Below are 18,360 nucleotides of genomic sequence, written 5' to 3'. Positions count from 1 at the left end.
CGGTCAGGTGATGGCGGTGGCGTTGGCCGGCGAGCCCGTTCCTCCGGTGATGTTCAGCGGTTTGATGGTGACGAACGCATCCCATTTTTCGGTGGTTCTCATGTGTCGGGCGAGGGGGGCGAGTTTCCATAGTTCCCCGAGGGGCATGCCGAGTTTGGCGAGGAGTTGCTGGTGCATCATGCCGTGGTCGTTGGGGGCTGACCGTAGAAAGGGGCTTCCGGGCACGGCCGGGAGGCATTCGAACGCGAAGTTGTCGGCGGCGAGGATCGCGAGGCGGTGGCCCCAGGCCCAGGCGACGAAATCCTCTGACTGGGCAATGCCCGTGGCACGCCGGCCGTCGCGGGTCCGCTGTTTCTCCTCGGGGGTCAGGGCCAGGAACCACTCGCACCATCCGGTATGGAGCATGAGGACGTCTCCCGGGCAGATGGTGAGGGACTGCGCCTCAATGGCTTCCCGGATCAAATCGAGGCTGAGCGGTTCACCGGCCGCATGGTCGATGGGCTCGCCGAGGGCGTTCCGGTGCCCGTCGAGGTCGACCAGCACTCCCCTGCCGACGATGGGATTTTCGGCCCATTCCTGGATGCCGAGGTCCGGCGTGCCTTCTGTAATTCGGTCATCCGGAGTGCCGTTGTAAAAACCGACGTCGTCCGCCCTGCGGTGCCGCAGACCGTCGATCTGTGTGGAGCCCTGAAGGTAGTAGCCGTCCAGGTAGTCGTCCCGGTGGGCTGGGTGGGAGGAGTAGATCGTGTGGCGCGGTGCGCTGCGTTTCAGCGACATTCCGGGATCGAAGGCATCGGCCGGGTAGTCCAGACCGAAGACCGTGCCGGTCCTGACGCAGTTCGTGGCTTCCAGGATGGTGTCCTGGGTGATAAAGGATGGCGTTCCCCGCTCCGGTTCGGGAAACAATCCCCAGGATGTCCCGGCTAGCCCGCCCTCCCTTTCAAGCAGTTGGGCAAATGTCGGGTAGGTTCCGTCCCCGGCAGGCAATGTCATCGCGCCGCTACCTCCTGGGGCGCCTCTACTTTTTTCTGCTGGTGCTTGTAGCTGAGGAGGAACCCGGCAATGGCGCACGCCGAGGCAACGATGCACAGAGGGGGCTCGAACGCGTCATTGAAGAATTGCAGCCAGTCACCCTGCCCGGCGATGAGGGCGATGGCCTGGCCTGCGACGAATACGACTCCGCCCAGCAGGAGTAAGGCGAGTGTCAGTACGAAGATGACTTCGATGGCTCGTCTGGTCTGGTGCATGTCTTGTTCCTTTAGATCGGCAGGATGCCGACGATGATCAGCACGCCGATTCCCAGCAGTGGCAGGGCGTAGTGGGTGAGCAGGCGGGAGAAGGTCTTGACCGGGTTCACGTCAGCGATGCCGCAGGCCACGTAAAGCGGTGCGCCTCCGGGGGGAACCGCTGCTTCGCAGGAGGAGAAGATCAGCACGGCGACGGCGGCGGTGGTGGCAGGCACGCCGGCGGCCACGAGTGTGGCGACGCCGACGGTTCCGACGGCGGCCATGGTGGCCGTGGCCGAGAGGGGCGCGGCGACGGCGATGACGATCAGCCCGATGAGGATGGCGAGGAGCCACAGGGGCAGGTTCAGCTGGTTCAGCAGGGCAGTCATCTGTTTGGGCAGGCCGGTGGCGGCGAGGGCGTTGGCCCCGGCAAAGGCGAAAACGACTGTTACCCCCACGATGCCGAACCTCGGGGCGGAGTCCCGCAGCAGGGTCCACCAGGCGCGGCGGCTGCCCGGAAGTTGTTTCCTGCCCAGCAGGGCGCCGGTGATGAGGAGGACGACCGGGATCCAGACGATGACGCTGACGGTTTTGGTGATGTCTCCTCCGGTCCAGTCCGACAGTGCCGTGGCGATGGCGCCGGAGGTGATGATCAGCGGGATGGCCACCACAATGAAGAGCAGCAGGGAGGCCCAGCCGCGCCCGAAGGCTATCCGGGCGGTCAGGCGGTGTGCGGGGTCCAGCGGGGACATCCCGCTTTTGCGGATCAGCAGCCAGGTGACGATGAGCCGGTGCAGGAAGCACCAGAGGCCGCCGATGAGCAGGGGAAGGACCAGGTCGTTGACGTTCAGCAGGGGCCCGACGGTGGCGGATCCGATGAGGACAAACATGGAGGCGCTGAACGGGAAGGTGATGCCCATTCCGGCGTTTCCGGCCACGAGCGTCGCGGCCGAGGGCTTGTCCAGCTTGGATTTTTCCATCCAGGGGATGGTTACCGAGCCGACGGTCGCGGCGATGGCCGCCTGGTTGTGGACCACCCCGCCCAGGCCGGCGGACGCCACGGTGGACACCCAGGCGGGGCCCCCCTTGACGCCGCCGATCAGGGAGTTCAGCAGGTCGATGAGCCGGTCCAGCACCCCGGTTTTGTCCAGCAGGTATCCCATGAAGACGAAGGCCATGGTGGCGTAGACGATCTCGTCGGTGGCAGCCGAGTATAAGGAGGCCCAGCCGATCTGTGCTGCGGCGGCTCCCGTGAACGGGAGCACGGCCAGGAACCCGAGGATCATGGCTTCGCCGACACTGCGTTTGATCAGTGTCGTCCAGAGCAGGATGACGGCCAGGTAGGCCCCCAGGGCCCAGATGCCGATCATGTTGCCGCTCCTGACAGGTGATTTCTTGCTGGAAGGTTCATCGTTAATTCCTGTAAATGATTCTCCCTGATGCCGGGGTCAGCGCAACGCCGGTGCCATCGGCGCCGTGTCCTGGGAAATGCGCGTCAGGGCGGCAGCTGAGGCTGCCGTCATCTCGGCGGGCACCCCCAGGTCGGAGAGATAGCTGGCGGTGTCCTGCATTTCCTTGGAGCGGCGCAGGGCGTGCTTGGCCGTGCCGGTCAGGAACCTGTCGATGACGGCGTAGCCGTCACCGGCGAGTTGCCCGGCGATCTGCCCCCGGATCCAGTCCTCCAGGCCGGCGGCCCGTCCGGCGGTGACTGCTTCTACGACGACTGAGGCCATGCCTTTCATCAGGACGCTGCGCAGCAGCTTGTGGGCCATCGCGGCCCCGGGCTCCCCGTCGGCGATTTCGACGTCGGCGCCCAGCGGGGACAGGAGCCCGGCGACTGCCCGGGATCCCGGGCCGCTGACCATCAGGGGTGTCTTTACTCCTTGGGTGGGGACGGGTCCCAGAATGGCGACGTCGGCGAAGAGCGCCGCGCCGGGCAGCTGCCCGAGTTCCTGCATGACGTGCGGTGAGGATGAGGTGAAGTCCGCGTAGCAGCTGCCGGCCGGCAGGATCGGCAGGCATTCCTGGGCCACGCTTCGTGCGGCGCCAGCCCCGGTGAGGACAAGGACGATATCCGCGCCGGCGCAGGCTTCTGCGGCGGTTGCTGCCCGGGTGACGCCGGCCGGCGTGGAGGGGGCGACGGGATCGAATCCTGTCACGCTGTGGCCTGCGTCGACCAGGGCGGCCGCGTAGGTGGCTCCGGCCTCACCGAGGCCGATGACGGTGCACGCTGTCATTTGGTATGTGTCTTTTCTGTCTCGTGGCGGTCGGCGATGATGGCGGCCCGGCGGCTGGTTTCGTCGGCGAAGACGGCCTCGGCGGCTTCCGCCACGGCTGTTGCCTGGTCCCTGGGGATGACGACGACGCCGTCGGAATCGCCGATGATGATGTCCCCCGGGAGGACGGGGATCCCGCCGAAGGAAATGGGGGTGCCCAGGCGCGACGGTCCGTTTTTGTATGGGCCCGCCGGGGTGACGGCACGGGCGAAGACCGGCATGCCGATCTCGCCGAGAGCCTCGGCGTCGCGGGCTGCACCGTCCACGGCGAAGCCCGCGATGCCGAGGTTGATGGCGCGTTCGCCGATCAGTTCGCCCAGCAGTGCCCGGGATTCGTCCCCGCCGCCGGAGACGACGATCACGTCTCCGGGGCGGGCGAGCTGCAGTGCGCGGTGGATGCCCTGGTTGTCGCCGGGTCGGGTCCAGACGGTGAAGGCCGGCCCGGCGAGGCGGGCGCCGGGCCAGATGGCCTGGATGGCTGAGTCTGCGATTCCGAGGCGGTCCATGGCGTCGCCGATGTTGGCGGCGGGCAGTTTGGCGAGGCGCTCGAGCACGTCCTTGTCGGGGCGGGCGAAGTCTGCGTCGATGTCCTCAAGGACGGGCGTTGTCATGGTGGTTTCTTCCGGGGCTAGGGGTTGGTGGGAGGGCTAGTCTTTTTTCTGGACCAGCGGGAGGACCTTCTTGAAGTCCTCTTCCTGTCCGGCCCAGAACTTCTCGTAGTCGCCGCCGGAGAGGTAGCTGGTCTGAAGGCCCAGGGCGCTCATCTTTTCCTTGACGGTGGGGTCCTCGATGGCTTTCTGCAGGGCGGCTTCGAGCTTCTTGGCGACGGCGTCAGGCAGCCCGGCCGGGGCCGAGTAACCGCGGACGGTGCCGGCGGTCAGGTCATAGCCGGCTTCCTTGAAGGTGGGAACATCCGGCAGCGAGGGGGCACGCTCGGCGGTCATGACACCCAGGACGCGGGCCTTGCCCTGCTTGGTCAGGTCGGTCACGTCGCTGACGTTGGCGACCAGCACGTCCACGTGTTTGCCGAGGAACGCGGTGGTGGCCTGCGAGGCGCCTTCGGAGAAGTGCACGGGAGCGAACTCGGAGCCGGTGGCCTCCTGGATCTGGGCCAGGGCGAAGTGTTCGCCGGTCTGCAGCCCGGTGGTGCTCGCGGTCATCGACTTCGGGTTGGCCTTGACCGCGTCGAGGAGGTCCTTCAGCGTTTTGTAGAGGCTGTCGGGCTGGACGGCGATGACGGCGGGGTCGATGACCTGGCGGCCGAGGGGTTGGAAGCTGGCCCGGGTGTATTTGGCGCCGCGGGCGGGGTCCAGGGGTGAGACGACGACGGAGGGGGAACCGGTGGCGCCGATGGTGTAGCCGTCGGGCTTGGCGCTGGTCAGTGCTGTGTAGCCGATCTGTCCGCCGGCGCCGGGCTTGTTGATGACCTCGACGTTGGTTCCGAGTTCCTTCTCAAGGATCGGCTGGACGAGGCGGGCTGCGGTGTCCACGGCTCCGCCGGAGCCGAAGGCCACGATCAGGTCGATGGACTTGCCTTTTTTCGGGAAGTCGTCCGCGGAGGCGGCGTTGTTGGCGCTGGCGTTGGCGCCGCAGCCGGTGAGGGCGATGAGGGCTGCTGCTGCGAGGGCTGCGGTGATTTTCTTGGGTGACAAGGGTCTTCTCCTTTGAAGAAATGTGTAAGTGAGACGGGTTGACAGGAACTCGGGTGGGATGAGCAGGTTTAGGCTTCGGGGTCCTCGGTGAGGGCCTTGGGTTTGCGGAACTTGAGCAGCGGGCTGCAGATGATCAGCACTCCGACGCCGATCAGCACGGCGGAGATGGGGCGGCTGGTGAAGACGCTGAAGTCGCCCTGGGAGATTTCCAGGGATTCGCGCAGTGAGCGTTCCATCAGCGGGCCCAGCACCAGGGTGAGGACCATGGGCGCCAGCGGGATGTCCAGGTTCCTCAGGGCCAGGCCGAGGAGGCCGAAGCCGATCATGACGAAGACGTCGAAGACGTCGAAGTTGATGGTGTAGGCGCCGATGACCATGAAGAGCAGGATGATGGCGGTCAGGACGGGGGTGGGAACGCGCAGGATGGAGGTCCAGAGGCCGACCAGGGGGACGTTGAGCAGCAGCAGCAGCACGTTGCCGATGAAGAGGCTGGCGATGATGGCCCAGGCGATCTCGGAGTGGTCGGTGAACAGGGCGGGCCCGGGTGTCAGGCCCTGCTGGAGGAACGCGCCCATCAGCACGGCGATGGTCGGGGATGCGGGGATGCCGAGGGTGAAGAGCGGGATGAGTGCGGCATTGGCGTGGGCGTTGTTGGCCGTTTCGGGACCGGCGACGCCTTCGACTGCGCCCTTGCCGAGTTGGTGGCGGAAGCGGGAGAACTTCTTTTCCGCGGCGTAGGACAACAGGGAGGACACTGATCCGGTCATGCCGGGGATAAGGCCCAGTCCGAAGCCGACGCCGGTGCCCCGGGCTATGGCGGGGGCGCTGCGGCGCCATTCCGTCCGGGTCGGGAGCAGGGAGCGCATGCCGGGGGCGTGCACCAAGGGAGTTTCGGAGTTCTTGCGGTAGGAGAGGATTTCGGAGAGCCCGAAGACGCCGACGATGACGGCGACGAAGCTGACGCCGTCCAGGAGCCGGTCCATCCCGAAGGTGAAGCGCGGGGCGCCGGCGACGGGGTCGATGCCGACCATGGATATCAGCAGGCCCAGGGCGCCGGAGATGATGGCCTTGATCATGGACTTGCCGGCCAGTGCCACGAGCAGGGAGATGCCGACGACCATGAGTGCGAAGAATTCCGGGGGCCCGATGAGCAGCCCCAGTTCGCCCAGGGGTTTGGCGGCAAAGACCAGGCCGATGGTGGCGATGGTTCCGCCGATGAAGGATCCCACGGCGGCGAGGGTCAGTGCCGCGCCGGCCCTGCCAAGTTTGGTCATCGCGTAGCCGTCGATAGTGGTGATCGCCGACGATGCCTCACCCGGGGTGTTCAAGAGGACGCTGGTGATGGTTCCGCCGTACTGGGTGCCGTAGAAAATCGCACACAGCATGATGATGGAGCCGGCGGGATCCAGGTTCAGGGTGAGCGGGATGAGCAGGGCCACGCCGGCTACCGGGCCGACACCGGGAAGGACTCCGATGATGGTGCCCAGCAGGCAGCCGAGGAAGGCAAAGAGCAGGTTTTGCCAGGTCATGGCGGTGGCGAAGCCGCCGAGCAGTTCGTTAAGTGTGTCCACGTCTAGAGTCCGATCAGGTTCAGCGGAGCGAAGGCCGACACGGGGAGGGCGACGTTCAGACCGTAGTTGAAGGCGTAGAACGCGCCGACACTTCCGGCGAGGGCGATGATCAGCGAGGACACCCAGGTCCGGCGGCCGCGCAGTTTCAGGTGGTAGAGCAGGAACAGGAACATGCTCAGCTGAAAGCCCAGCAGGTCCATGACGGATGCCAGGACAACGAGGCTGACCACAACGGAGATGACCACACCCCGGTCGATCCCCTCGGCCCTCTCGCTCGGCCGGCGCAGTTCCTGGACCAGCCAGAGCGCCGACATCGCGACCAGCACAGCGCCCATGGCGAACGGGAACAGGCCGGGGCCCGGTCCCAGCGACGTCCACAGGCCGAGGCTGACCGAACTGGCCACGACATAGACGCCGACGGCGGTGAACGCGCCGATGCCCGTGAGCACCGACGGAGCGACGCGGATGGCGCGCTCCGGTTTGGTCAGTAGTGACTCCGTTGTCATCGTTTCCTTCTTACATTGCGTGATCGTTCATTTCATAGAATGAAAGAACATTTCGTCTGAAGAAATAGTGACAGGGGACACACGCTCTGTCAAGCGGCGGGAAGTTACATAGAATGGAAGAATGACGACGACAGCCTCCACACGCCCGGGCAGTTCAGCGGAAGACGGCCCGAAGGCCTCAAATATGCGCTCACTGTCCAGGGCGATGGAGGTGTTCGCAGAACTCCAGCGCGCGGAGCGGCCCCAGCGCCTGAGTGACCTGGCACGGACCTGCGGCATGAGCCTGCCGACCACGCTGCGGATCCTGCGGGTCCTCCAGGATTTCGGCATGGTCAGCCAGACCGACAAGTCGTACCGGATTGGTCCCGCAGTCCTGCCTGCGGCCCGAAGCTACCTGGAAAACGACCCCCTCGTGGTGGCCGCCCGGCCGGTACTCCAGCAGGTGGCCTCCCAGACGGGACTCACGGCATCCCTCTACACCAGGCTTGGCTTTGAAAGGATCCTGGTCGCACGCGTCGACGGTGATGCTCCCCTGCGCTACGACCTCCCCCTGGGCAAGCGGCTCCCCCTCACTCTGGGGGCGGCCGGCAAGATTCTGCTCGCGTCAGCATCCGAAGAAGAGCTTCAGCAGGTGGTGACGGCGGCAATCGCGATGGGCCAGGAGGACGCGGCATTCACGGCCGTGGAGCTGCGCTCCCGACTGCCCGAGCCTGGAACCGACTATGCGTACTCCTCCGATGAGCGGGCCACTGGGGTCCACTCGGTGGCTGTGGCCGTGCCCAACCGGCTGGGACGCCACACGGAGTCCATTTCCCTGACCAGCCCCGTGGAGGCAGCCAGCCACGCCACCCTGACGGCCGGTGTCCCTGAACTGCGGCGGGCCGCGGGCAGACTCTCCGAGCTGCTCGAAGGCTCCGTCTACTAGACCAGCCAGATAGCCAGCGGCGCACGGTGACGTCGTTGATGTCTCGCTAGCTCCACAGGTCCGACCCGCACGCGCAGGCCGCGGCCAGGCGGATGACCGCATCGGTGGGGGCCAGGATCTGCGGGTCTTCGCGCGGTTCGTACCGGACGTCGCCGGGGGCGTAAATAATGGCTCCGTGCGTAATGGTTAGCTCTCCTGGCTGAAGATGTTCTTGGCGACGGCCATCGCACTCATGCCGTTGGGCCAGCCGGAATAGAACGCGAGGTGGAGGATCGTTTCCTTCAGCTCGTCCTCGGTGACGCCGTTCCGGCGCGCGTAGTCGAGATGGAAGGTGAGCTGTTCGGCCTTGCCCATGGCTGTCAGTGCGGCGACGGTGATCAGGCTTCGGTCCCGCTTGGACAGGCCCTCACGTTCCCATACCTCGTCGAACAGGACTTTGTCCGTGTAGTGGACCATTCCGGGCGCGAAGTCACCGAAGGCCTTCTGTCCGCCGGTCCAACCCGTTTCAGTATTTTCGGTCATGATCATTTCCCTTCTTCGTCGGTATCTCCATGACATCTCGTATGCGCCGCCGGCGGGAGTCTCTGATGAGGGGTGTACTGACAGAGACTCCCTGAAGCAGCCCCGGGTCGTAGCGTCGGTGGTGTGAACAACCGGAACGAAGTGCGCGAGTTCCTCATGTCCCGCCGAGCGAAACTCGCGCCCGGGCAGGCCGGGTTGCCTGTCGGGACGCACCGCCGAGTGGCTGGACTGAGGCGCAGTGAGGTTGCGATGCTCGCCGACGTGAGCGTCGAGTATTACGCGAAGATCGAGCGCGGCAACCTTACAGGCGTCTCCGACGCTGTCCTCGAATCGGTGGTCCGCGCCCTGCAGCTCGACGACGCCGAGCGGGAGCATCTGTTCGATCTCGCCCGGGTCGCCAACGGCGCTTCCGCCCGGGTTCGGAAGCGCAAACCGAAAACGTGGGTGCGACGGGAGAGCCTGACCCGCGCCCTGGATGTGATCACTAACGGGCCCGCGTTCGTCCGTAACGGACGGATGGATATCCTCGCCGCCAACACCCTGGGCCGCGCGTTCTACGATCACGTCTTCGACGGGCAAGGGCAGGGCAATCTCGCCCGGTTCTGCTTCCTCGACGAACGCGCTAAGAATTTCTACCCAGAGTGGGAAGCCGCCTCTGACGTCACCGTGTCAATCCTGCGCACCGAGGCCGGCCGCGACCCGCGCGACACGCAGCTGCATGACCTGATCGGCGAGCTCTCCACCCGCAGTGACGCGTTCCGCACCCGGTGGGGAGCCCATAACGTGCGCCGCCACGGTACGGGCACAAAGAACTTCCACCACCACGAGGTCGGTGACCTGACTTTGACCTACGAGGGTTTGGAGCTGACGGCAGAACCCGGCCTGTCGTTCCTGATCTACACCGCCGAGCCCGCCTCCCCGAGCGAGGAACGCCTCCAACTGCTTGCCAGCTGGGCCGCCACCCAACAGCAACAGCACGACGCCGCCCTAAAGATGACACATGCCGCCGAACCAAAGGAAACGAAACGATGAAACAGCTTCCGCAGTCCGCCACCAGCAAGAACCCGCCGGCGCAATTCACCGGCGACGTCTGGGTGGACCCGATCGCCGCTCCCCAGGAGCCCGGCCAGCGAATGGTCGTCGCCTGCGTGCGGTTCGCACCGGGTGCCCGGACCGCCTGGCACTCCCACGCCAACGGGCAGACGCTGCACATCACCGCCGGCGTCGCCCTGATCGGTACCCGCGACGGGACTGCCATCCGCGCTGTACCCGGCCAGACCATCTACACCCCTCCCGGAGAAGAACACTGGCACGGCGCAGCACCGGATCGGTTCATGGAACACCTGGCCATGCTAGAAAACGCCGACGACCCCGCCACCACAACGACCTGGCTCGAACACGTTACAGACAACGAATACAGCAACGCACCCAACCACACCACGGAGGCATGACCATGCACACACGAACACTCGGCCAAGGCCTGGAAGTCTCGGCGATCGGGCTCGGCGCCATGGGCATGTCCCAGAGCTACGGACCCAACCCCGGCAGTCGCGATGAGATGATCGCGGTGCTGCAATCCGCCGTTGACCAGGGTGTCACCTTCTTCGACACCGCCGAGGTCTACGGCCCCTATGACAACGAAGAACTCGTCGGCGAAGCCCTTCAGCCGATCCGTGACCGGGTCGTGATCGCCACGAAGTTCGGCTGGGACATCCAGGACGGAAAGTCCGTGGGACTGGACAGCCGGCCCGAACAGATCCGGCGCGTCGCCGACGAATCCCTCAAGCGGCTGCGCACCGACGTGATCGACCTGTTCTACCAGCACCGCGTCGACCCCGACGTGCCAATCGAGGACGTCGCCGGCACCGTGAGCGAGCTGATCGCTGAGGGGAAGGTCCGCCACTTCGGCCTGTCCGAGGCCTCTGCCGCCACGATCCGCCGCGCGCACGCCGTCCAGCCCATCAGCGCGCTGCAGAGCGAGTACTCGCTGTGGACACGCGACCCTGAGGCCGAGATCCTGCCCACTCTCGCGGAACTCGGCATCGGGTTCGTGCCGTTCAGCCCCCTCGGCAAGGGCTTCCTCACCGGCACCGTGGATACGTCCACCACCTTCACAGACGGCGACATCCGCCACCGCGTCCCCCGCTTCAATCAGGAGAACCTCGCCGCCAATCACGCCCTCGTCATACATGTTGCTGACCTGGCCAGGGCGAAGGATGCGGCACCAGCGCAGATCGCGCTGGCCTGGTTGCTTGCCCAGCAGCCGTGGATCGTACCCATTCCCGGTACCCGGCGCACAGCCCGCATCAAGGAGAACGCCGAGGCCACACAGGTCGCGCTCTCCGCCGACGAGATCGCCGACCTCAACGCCCTCGCCCAGCGCCTCGGTGTCCACGGTGACCGCTACAACTCCACTCACATGAGCTACGTCAACCGCTGAACCAGCTGGCCTGCGCAAAGTAAGGCACACCCCAACCTGACGTCAGGCAGGCGGCCAAGAGGTTGTCAGAATAGGGTTCGGTTGCTTCTTTCCTGACGATGGCTCCGGAAACTCTCAAACCCTAACTTGACGCTATTGACTCGACTGTCGGCGGCAGAGCGACACATGATCGGTTGTCGATGTTCGGTCTGGGAATCGACGTTCTGGCCGCCAATCAATTGCCAGTCGGTGTCTGCGCAATTGAGCCTTGGCGACGCCATCCCCGCGCGACGATCCCGAGGGAATTGATCCGAACACCGGCGCCGGTCATCCACCGGCGAAAGCCAGACAGTGAAACCGGCGAGACGGCCCCGCCGGACTTTCGGGAACCTAGCCGATCAGCGCCAGCACAGCCCCGGCAGCCACCACTCCGCCGGCTGCCGCGCGGACGTCGGTGACAGTCCCGTCCCGGTGAGCCGAGACCTGGGTTTCCATCTTCATGGCTTCGAGGACCACAACCGGGTCCCCTGCCGCTACCTCGGCGCCGGGTTCAACGAGCCACTTCACCACGGTCCCGGCCATGTCGGCGCGCAGCTCGCCCGGGTCGGCAGCGCCAGCACCGCCGTCGGACGCTGCTTCCACGGACACGCCGGCAGGGCTGGGCCCGCCTGAGCGGGCCCAGCCGTCCAGCAGGTCGGCCGGAAGGCCGACGGCGAGGCGCCGTCCGTCCACGTCGACGGTGATGGTGCGGCGTTCGCCGTCGGGCGCGGTGGTGCTGTAGTCGGGATCGGCCGGGATCTTGTCCGCGAAGTCGGTTTCGATCCAGCGGGTGTGGATGCCCAGCCCGTCTTCGGATGTGAAGTCCGGGGATTCCAGCACTGCCCGGTGGAACGGCAGCACGGTGGCGACCCCGGTGATGCGCATTTCGGCGAGGGCCCGGCGGGCGCGGCGCAGGGCCTGCTGGCGGTCCGCGCCGGTGACGATCAGCTTCGCGAGCAGGGAATCGAACTGCGGCGCGACGAAGGAGCCGGAGCGGACGCCGGTGTCGAGGCGGATGCCCGGTCCGGTGGGGCCGGCGAACTCGCCGATGGTGCCGGGCGAGGGCAGGAAGCCGCGGCCCACGTCCTCGGCGTTGAGCCGGAATTCGAAGGCGTGCCCCCGCGGCTTCGGGTCCTCGGTGAGGCGCAGCGGCTCCCCCGCGGCTATCCGGAACTGTTCCTGGACCAGGTCGATCCCCGTGGTTTCCTCGGTGATGGGGTGCTCCACCTGGAGCCGGGTGTTGACCTCGAGGAAGGCCACGGTGCCGTCCGTCGCGACCAGGAATTCCACCGTGCCGGCGCCGGAGTAGCCAGCTTCGCGGCAAACGGCCTTGGCGGCGTCGTAAATCAGGCTGGTCTGCTCGTCGCTGAGGAACGGCGCGGGTGCCTCCTCCAGGAGCTTCTGGTGCCGGCGCTGCAGTGAGCAGTCGCGGGTTCCGACGACCACCACGTTGCCGTGTGTGTCCGCCAGGACCTGCGCCTCGACGTGGCGCGGACGGTCCAGGTAGCGCTCCACGAAGCACTCGCCGCGGCCGAAGGCGGCCACTGCTTCCCGGACGGCGGAGTCGAAGGCTTCCTCGACCTCGTCGATGACCCGGACCACCTTCATGCCGCGGCCACCGCCGCCGAAAGCGGCCTTGATGGCGATGGGCAGGCCGTGCTGTTCGGCGAAAACCCGTGCCTCGGCAGCCGTGTCGACGGGACCGTCGCTGCCGGCCACCAGGGGTGCGCCGGCCCGGACGGCTGCGTCGCGGGCCGTGATCTTGTTGCCGAGCAACCGGATGGCGTCCGGCGTCGGACCGATCCAGGTCAGTCCGGCGTCCAGGACCGCCTGGGCAAAGTCGGCGTTCTCGGAGAGGAAGCCGTAGCCGGGGTGGACGGCGTCCGCTCCGGACTCGGCCGCCACGGCGAGGAGCTTGGGGATGTTCAGGTACGTGTCCGCGGGCGAGTTGCCGTCCAGGCTGAAGGCTTCATCGGCGGCGGAGACGTGCAGGGCGTCGGCGTCGATGTCGGCGTACACGGCGACGGACGCCAGCTGCGCGTCGTCGCAGGCCCGGGCTATGCGGACCGCGATTTCTCCACGGTTGGCGATCAGGACCTTGCGCATCAGTTACTCGCTTCTTCTTCGGTGGTGGCGTGTTTGGTGGTGCCGAGTTCAGTGGTGCCGCCGTCGGTGGCCTCGGACTCGGCCGCGGCGAATTCGGCCCAGCGGAAGCGGATCTTCCCGCCGATGGGCACCTGCGCGGCGAGGTCAAGCTGGGAGTCGACCACCACGGCGATCACCGGGTAACCCCCGGTGATGGGGTGGTCGGCCAGGAAGAGCACAGGCAGGCCCTCCGGCGGGACCTGCAGGGCGCCCGCCACGGTGCCTTCGCTGGGCAGTTCGCCCTGGCGGCTGCGCTGCAGCGGGGTCCCGTCCAGCCGCATGCCCACGCGGTTGGACTGCGGCAGCACGGACCAGTCCTGGGCGGTGAAGGAGTCCAGCGCCGCCTGATCGAACCAGTCGGCGCGGGGGCCGGGGACGACGTCGAGGACGGTCACCCCGGTGCCCGGGTAGTCCGGCTGCAGTTCCGGAGCCCCGACGACGCCGGACTCGGCCTCCCCGCCGTCGGCCAGCACCTGGCCGGCGGCCAGCGGCGCCGGGCCGATCCCGGACATCGTGTCCGTGGAGCGGCTGCCCAGCACAAGGGCCGCATCCACGCCGCCGCGGACGGCGAGGTAGCTGCGAAAGCCGCTGCGCGGCGCCCCAAGGCTGAGCGTTTCGCCGTCGAGCAGCGCGAACGGGGCGGCGATCGGCACCGCGCGGTACCACGTTTCGCCGGTGCTGTCCGGCGCCGACTCGATACTGAGTGCCGACGGTGCGCCGGTGACCGCCAGGACCTGGTCCGCCACGGCCTGGACCTTGAGCCCGCCGGCGACGGTCTCGATGGCCGCTGCGCCGGGGGCGTTGCCGACGAGCCGGTTGGCCCGGCGCAGCGAGGCCCGGTCCAACGCACCGGCGGCGGAGACGCCCAGGCCGGAGTGGCCATGCCGGCCGAGATCCTGGATCAGGCTCTGCATCCCGGGCGAAACGATCCGGAGTCCGCGGGCGACGTCCCGCGCAGCCGGCTGCGGCGCGGTGCCGGCGTTCTCAGCCGCAGACTCTGCGGCCGTCTCTGCGGCTGAATCAGCGGATGATTCAGTGACTGAATCAGCGGCGAGCATGACCTCAGCCCGGACGGGGCGGAACTGCACCCGGTGGCCGGGGGCGGCCAGGGCGGGCTGGTCCCGGTCCAGGTCCCACATTCGGGCGTTGGTGCGCCCGATCAGCTGCCAGCCGCCCGGGGAACGGCGCGGGTACACGGCCGAATAGTTGCCGGCCAGCGCCACGGAACCTGCGGGCACGGCGGTGCGCGGCGAGCTGCGCCGGGGCACTTCCAGCTGCTGGTTCTCCCCCACCATGTACCCGAAGCCGGGCGCGAAGCCGGCGAAGGCCACGGTCCAGACCTGGCCGGAATGGGCGGCGATTACGCCCTCCGTGCCGAGGCCGGTGAGCCTCCCGACCTCGGCGAGGTCTTCGCCGTCGTACACGGTGTCGATGACCACCAGGCTGCCGTCGAGCTGCACGGGTGCGGTGAGGTCCAGCTGCAGCAGCCGGGCGGCGATGCGCCGGGCCGAGGCCGGGGAATCGGCCTTGACCAGGACGGTCTCGGCCGCGGCCAGGACATCCTGCTGGCCCGGCAGCGGCTTCTCCAGCAGCAGCGACTGCAGGGCAAGCACGTCCTGGGTGCCGGAGAGCTCGGCCAGGACCGCGCGCGTTCCCACGGCCCGCACGGAACGGACCCTATGAAGTGCTGCGTACTCTACCTTCGGGGGTTCCCCTGCTGTCTCAATCACGAGGTGCCTCACTCATAGTGCCGGAAAATCTTGCCGGAGAAATTGTGCCGGTGGACAGGATCCGCTGAACCCGATCCGAAGTGCTCAGGCGTGGGATTCCTGCAGGAGCCGCTCTTCTTCGTCGGTATGCGGGTTGCGCCCGATGGCGAGCCCGATCACCGTCACGATCGAGGCGACCGCGAGGTAGCCGGCGATCAGGAACCAGTTGCCGCTGGAGGCGAAGAGGGCGGTGAAGACCAACGGTGCGATGGCGCCGCCGAACACGCCGGCGATGGTGTAAGCCAGCGAGCTGCCGGCGTAGCGCAGCCGGGCCGGGAACTGTTCGGTGATGTAGGCGGCCTGGGGGCCGTACATGAAGGCGTGGAACGCCAATCCAATCACGATGCCAATGGTCAGCATGAGGACCGACTTGCCCTGGATCATCAGGAAGAACAGGGGGATGTACACGGCGGTTCCGACGGCGGCGATGCCGTAGACGAGACGGCGGTTGACTCGGTCCGTGAGGGCGCCGGCGGCGGGGATCAGGACCAGCTGGAAGGCCGAGCCGATCAGGATGGCGGTGAGGACGTTACTCGTGGTCATGCCCAGTTCCTTAGTGGCATAGACGGCCATGAAGACGGTGAGCAGGGAGTACAGCACATCCGGGCCAATGCGGGACAGTGCGGCCGACACGAGAGCGCGCGGTTCCTTGGTAAAGACCTCCTTGATGGGGGCCTTGGGCGCCTCGCCGTGAGCCTTAATGGCCTTGAAGACTGGAGTTTCCTCGAGCTTGAGCCGGATCAGCAGGCCGAAGCCCACCAAGATGGCCGAGGCGAGGAAGGCCACGCGCCAGCCCCAGGAGAGGAAGTCTTCGTTGCTAAGGGTCGCGGCGAGGATGGCCAGGACGCCGTTGGCCATCAGGTTGCCGGCGGGCGGGCCGATCTGGGCGGCGGAGGACCAGAAACCGCGCTTTCGCGGGTCGCCGAATTCGCTGGAGAGCAGCACCGCTCCGCCCCATTCGCCGCCGACGCCGATGCCCTGTGCCAGGCGCAGCAGCACCAGGATGACGGGAGCTGCCAGGCCGATGGTGGCGTAGCCCGGGAGCGCGCCGATCACGACCGTTGCGATGCCGATCAGTAGCAGGGTGGTCACGAGGACGTGCTTGCGGCCGATTTTGTCACCGAGCCGGCCGAAGATCACGCCGCCGATGGGACGGGCGAGGTAGCCCACCGCAAAGGTCGAGAAGGACAGCAGCAGCCCGACGTATTCGTCGTTCCCGGGGAAGAAGACCTTGGGGAACACCAGGGCCGAGGCCACGGAGTAGATCGCGAAGTCGTAGTACTCCAGCGACGTGCCGGTGAGGCTCGCGACGTAGGCCTTGAGGGCGCCGGGCGGCATCCTCTTCTTGCTGGCGGCCGGGGTGGCCTGCTGCGGTGTGGTCATGGTTTTCCTCCAGGTGTGCGGGTGCTGCCTGTTGCTAGGGGTGGAGCCAGCGTTTGGGGTGGGCCCGGCACGCTGCTGTGAGCTTCGGCAAGGACGAAGGCGGGTGCCTTAGACGAACGCGGCGGTGTCGATCCCGGCGGCGTTGAGCGCCTCACGCACTGCAGCGGCCATGGTGACGGCTCCCGGTGAGTCGCCGTGCACACAGATGCTCTCTGCGTGGATCTTCAGGATGGAGCCGTCGATGGTGCGGACGGCGGAATCGGTGGCCATCCGGAGGACATGCTCAGTGACGAGAGCGGGGTCCTCCAGCACGGCTCCGGGGAGCGCACGGGAAACGAGGGTGCCGTCCGGGTTGTAGGCGCGGTCGGCAAAGGCTTCGGTGACCGCGCGGAGGCCGGCAGCCTCGGCGAGGCGCAGTACTTCCGAGCCCGGCAGGCCCAGGATCGGGAGGTTCGGGTCAACGGACTTCACGGCGTCGACGACGGCCTTCGCCTGGCGGGTGTGCGCCACGATCGCGTTGTAGAGCCCGCCGTGCGGCTTTACGTACCGGACCGTGCCGCCCTCGGCGGCGGCCAGCGCCTGCAGCGCGCCGATCTGGTAGACGACGTCGTCCGCCAGTTCGATCGGATCAACGTCCAGGAAGCGGCGGCCGAACCCGGCCAGATCGCGGTAGCCCACGTGGGCGCCGATCACTACGCCGGCGGCAATCGCCTCGCGGCAGGTCCGGCGGATGACGCTGGGGTCACCCGCGTGGAATCCGCAAGCCACGTTGGCGCTGGAGACAGAGCGGAACATCGCCGTGTCGTCGCCCAGGGTCCAGCGTCCGAAGGACTCGCCAACGTCGCTGTTCAGGTCAATGGTCGCCATTTGTGATCCTCGTCTCATGATAGCCCCCTACTAAGGATGCATCACTTTTGCCGATTGTTCAACAATCCGACGATTCAACGTTCGGACAATCGTGTAGATTCGGCACCATGACGACTTCCGATGCTGCTTCCGGCCCCGCCCTGGGCGCGGCGGCGGCGCGGCTGCGCGTGGCCGTGCCGTCCGTGGCGGACCGGGTGGCAGCCGAACTGCGCCTGCAGCTGGCGGAGGGCCTGCTCTTGCCGGGAACGCGGCTCACAGAATCGACCATCGCCGAGGATCTGGGCGTTTCCCGCAACACGGTCCGCGAGGCCTTCGCCGAACTAGCGGCCGAGCGCCTGGTGGTCCGGCACCCGAACCGGGGCGTCTTCGTGGCGAGCCTGGAGGCTGGCGACATCCACGACGTCTACACGGTGCGCCGCGCCATTGAAGTCAGTGCGATCCGCGGCGGCGGCAGCCCGGAGCGCGTGGCGGCGGTCCGCGCGGCCGTGGAAGAGGGCAAAGCCGCGGCCGCCGCCAACGACGAAGAGGGCCTGGGCAACGCCAACCAGCATTTCCACGGCGCGATCGTGGCCCTGGCAGGCAGCCGGCGGCTGGATACGATCATGTCCCAGGTCCTGGCCGAGATGCGGCTGTTCTTCCACAAGGCCACCGTGGACGCGCACTTCTACCGTGGCTACCTGCCGGACAACGAGGAAATCTGCAGGGCCCTGGAAGCCGGGGACCTGGACCGCGCCGGGGAGCTGCTGCTGGCCTATTTGAACCGCTCAGAGCAACGCCAGGCCGCCGTCCACGGCGAGTGAACTGCCGCTGGGCTGGGCCCCGTCCCGCGCCCCGCATCCGGTCCTGCGACCCCCATTCAGCCTGGCCACGCGCAAATTTCCTGCCGACACCTGCATTCCCGCGTCGACGGGAATTTCGCGCGTCGGAAAGAATTTCGCCGGTCGCCAGATACGGCCCATGCCCCCGACCCGCATTCGGCCCGGCGACGCGCATCCGGGCCCGCGACGCGCATCCAGCTCTGCGCCGCGCAGATTTCCTCCCGACGCCTGTATTCCCGCGT

General features: G+C 67.2%; 18 protein-coding genes. 5 read left to right on the top strand and 13 right to left on the bottom strand.

Annotated elements, in window-relative coordinates:
- Window positions 1-3: 3 nt before the first annotated feature.
- The 8 genes from AC1DEM_RS03660 to AC1DEM_RS03625 all read right to left on the bottom strand — a co-directional run bounded on the left by AC1DEM_RS03660 (window position 4) and on the right by AC1DEM_RS03625 (window position 7,231).
- On the bottom strand, window positions 4-993 hold the full coding sequence (locus AC1DEM_RS03660; RefSeq protein ID WP_476883161.1) for a cyclase family protein: 990 nt from the start codon (window positions 991-993) through the stop codon (window positions 4-6).
- Window positions 990-1,247 (bottom strand): hypothetical protein, encoded by a 258-nt coding sequence (locus tag AC1DEM_RS03655; protein WP_476883160.1) that lies wholly within the window; start codon window positions 1,245-1,247, stop codon window positions 990-992. The genes AC1DEM_RS03660 and AC1DEM_RS03655 overlap by 4 nt, the downstream gene beginning before the upstream one ends.
- Before the next feature lie 11 nt (window positions 1,248-1,258).
- On the bottom strand, window positions 1,259-2,596 hold the full coding sequence (locus AC1DEM_RS03650) for a TRAP transporter large permease subunit (RefSeq protein WP_476883159.1): 1,338 nt from the start codon (window positions 2,594-2,596) through the stop codon (window positions 1,259-1,261).
- Window positions 2,597-2,674: 78 nt separating this feature from the next.
- Window positions 2,675-3,463, bottom strand: a complete 789-nt coding sequence (locus AC1DEM_RS03645; RefSeq protein WP_476883158.1) for an NAD(P)-dependent oxidoreductase — start codon at window positions 3,461-3,463, stop codon at window positions 2,675-2,677.
- Window positions 3,460-4,113 carry an RraA family protein gene (locus tag AC1DEM_RS03640; RefSeq protein WP_476883157.1) on the bottom strand — a complete coding sequence of 218 codons (654 nt, stop codon included), beginning with the start codon at window positions 4,111-4,113 and terminating at the stop codon, window positions 3,460-3,462. The genes AC1DEM_RS03645 and AC1DEM_RS03640 overlap by 4 nt, the downstream gene beginning before the upstream one ends.
- 36 nt (window positions 4,114-4,149) lie before the next feature.
- Window positions 4,150-5,154, bottom strand: coding sequence for a tripartite tricarboxylate transporter substrate binding protein (locus tag AC1DEM_RS03635; protein ID WP_476883156.1), 1,005 nt, complete (start codon window positions 5,152-5,154; stop codon window positions 4,150-4,152).
- 68 nt (window positions 5,155-5,222) lie between these two features.
- On the bottom strand, window positions 5,223-6,725 hold the full coding sequence (locus AC1DEM_RS03630) for a tripartite tricarboxylate transporter permease (protein ID WP_476883155.1): 1,503 nt from the start codon (window positions 6,723-6,725) through the stop codon (window positions 5,223-5,225).
- 2 nt (window positions 6,726-6,727) lie between these two features.
- Window positions 6,728-7,231: a tripartite tricarboxylate transporter TctB family protein gene (locus AC1DEM_RS03625; protein ID WP_476883154.1), complete on the bottom strand. Its 504-nt coding sequence runs from the start codon at window positions 7,229-7,231 to the stop codon at window positions 6,728-6,730.
- A 121-nt stretch (window positions 7,232-7,352) separates the two neighbouring features.
- Between AC1DEM_RS03625 and AC1DEM_RS03620 the strand changes: the two genes are divergently transcribed.
- A complete protein-coding gene (locus AC1DEM_RS03620; RefSeq protein WP_476883153.1) occupies window positions 7,353-8,156 on the top strand; it encodes an IclR family transcriptional regulator in 804 nt (267 codons plus the stop codon).
- A 186-nt stretch (window positions 8,157-8,342) separates the two neighbouring features.
- Here the strand turns inward: AC1DEM_RS03620 and AC1DEM_RS03615 are convergent, their stop codons facing one another.
- The gene (locus AC1DEM_RS03615) at window positions 8,343-8,678 is read right to left on the bottom strand and encodes a carboxymuconolactone decarboxylase family protein (protein WP_476883152.1); all 336 of its coding nucleotides are present in this window, start codon (window positions 8,676-8,678) and stop codon (window positions 8,343-8,345) included.
- Window positions 8,679-8,801: 123 nt separating this feature from the next.
- On the opposite strand from AC1DEM_RS03615, the gene AC1DEM_RS03610 reads away from it, so the two are divergent.
- The 3 genes from AC1DEM_RS03610 to AC1DEM_RS03600 are packed head-to-tail and all read left to right on the top strand — an operon-like array spanning window position 8,802 to window position 11,118.
- On the top strand, window positions 8,802-9,710 hold the full coding sequence (locus AC1DEM_RS03610) for a helix-turn-helix transcriptional regulator (RefSeq protein ID WP_476883151.1): 909 nt from the start codon (window positions 8,802-8,804) through the stop codon (window positions 9,708-9,710).
- A complete protein-coding gene (locus AC1DEM_RS03605; RefSeq protein ID WP_476883150.1) occupies window positions 9,707-10,129 on the top strand; it encodes a (R)-mandelonitrile lyase in 423 nt (140 codons plus the stop codon). The genes AC1DEM_RS03610 and AC1DEM_RS03605 overlap by 4 nt, the downstream gene beginning before the upstream one ends.
- A gap of 2 nt (window positions 10,130-10,131) precedes the next feature.
- The gene (locus tag AC1DEM_RS03600) at window positions 10,132-11,118 is read left to right on the top strand and encodes an aldo/keto reductase (protein ID WP_476883149.1); all 987 of its coding nucleotides are present in this window, start codon (window positions 10,132-10,134) and stop codon (window positions 11,116-11,118) included.
- Between the two features lie 369 nt (window positions 11,119-11,487).
- On the opposite strand, the gene AC1DEM_RS03595 is transcribed toward AC1DEM_RS03600, so the two are convergent.
- The 4 genes from AC1DEM_RS03595 to AC1DEM_RS03580 form a co-directional block, all read right to left on the bottom strand.
- Window positions 11,488-13,242, bottom strand: coding sequence for an acetyl/propionyl/methylcrotonyl-CoA carboxylase subunit alpha (locus AC1DEM_RS03595; RefSeq protein ID WP_476883148.1), 1,755 nt, complete (start codon window positions 13,240-13,242; stop codon window positions 11,488-11,490).
- On the bottom strand, window positions 13,242-14,939 hold the full coding sequence (locus AC1DEM_RS03590) for a 5-oxoprolinase subunit B/C family protein (protein WP_476883147.1): 1,698 nt from the start codon (window positions 14,937-14,939) through the stop codon (window positions 13,242-13,244). The genes AC1DEM_RS03595 and AC1DEM_RS03590 overlap by 1 nt, the downstream gene beginning before the upstream one ends.
- 156 nt (window positions 14,940-15,095) lie before the next feature.
- A complete protein-coding gene (locus AC1DEM_RS03585) occupies window positions 15,096-16,433 on the bottom strand; it encodes an MFS transporter (RefSeq protein ID WP_476883146.1) in 1,338 nt (445 codons plus the stop codon).
- Window positions 16,434-16,541: 108 nt separating this feature from the next.
- On the bottom strand, window positions 16,542-17,300 hold the full coding sequence (locus AC1DEM_RS03580) for a LamB/YcsF family protein (RefSeq protein ID WP_476883145.1): 759 nt from the start codon (window positions 17,298-17,300) through the stop codon (window positions 16,542-16,544).
- Between the two features lie 107 nt (window positions 17,301-17,407).
- Between AC1DEM_RS03580 and AC1DEM_RS03575 the strand changes: the two genes are divergently transcribed.
- Window positions 17,408-18,100 (top strand): GntR family transcriptional regulator, encoded by a 693-nt coding sequence (locus tag AC1DEM_RS03575; RefSeq protein ID WP_476883144.1) that lies wholly within the window; start codon window positions 17,408-17,410, stop codon window positions 18,098-18,100.
- Window positions 18,101-18,360: the final 260 nt, after the last annotated feature.

It is taken from the genome of Arthrobacter sp. 05T420 (assembly GCF_056396305.1).
The sequence above is the reverse complement of the archived record's forward strand: the minus strand, read 5'-3'. Positions and strand labels throughout refer to the sequence as shown.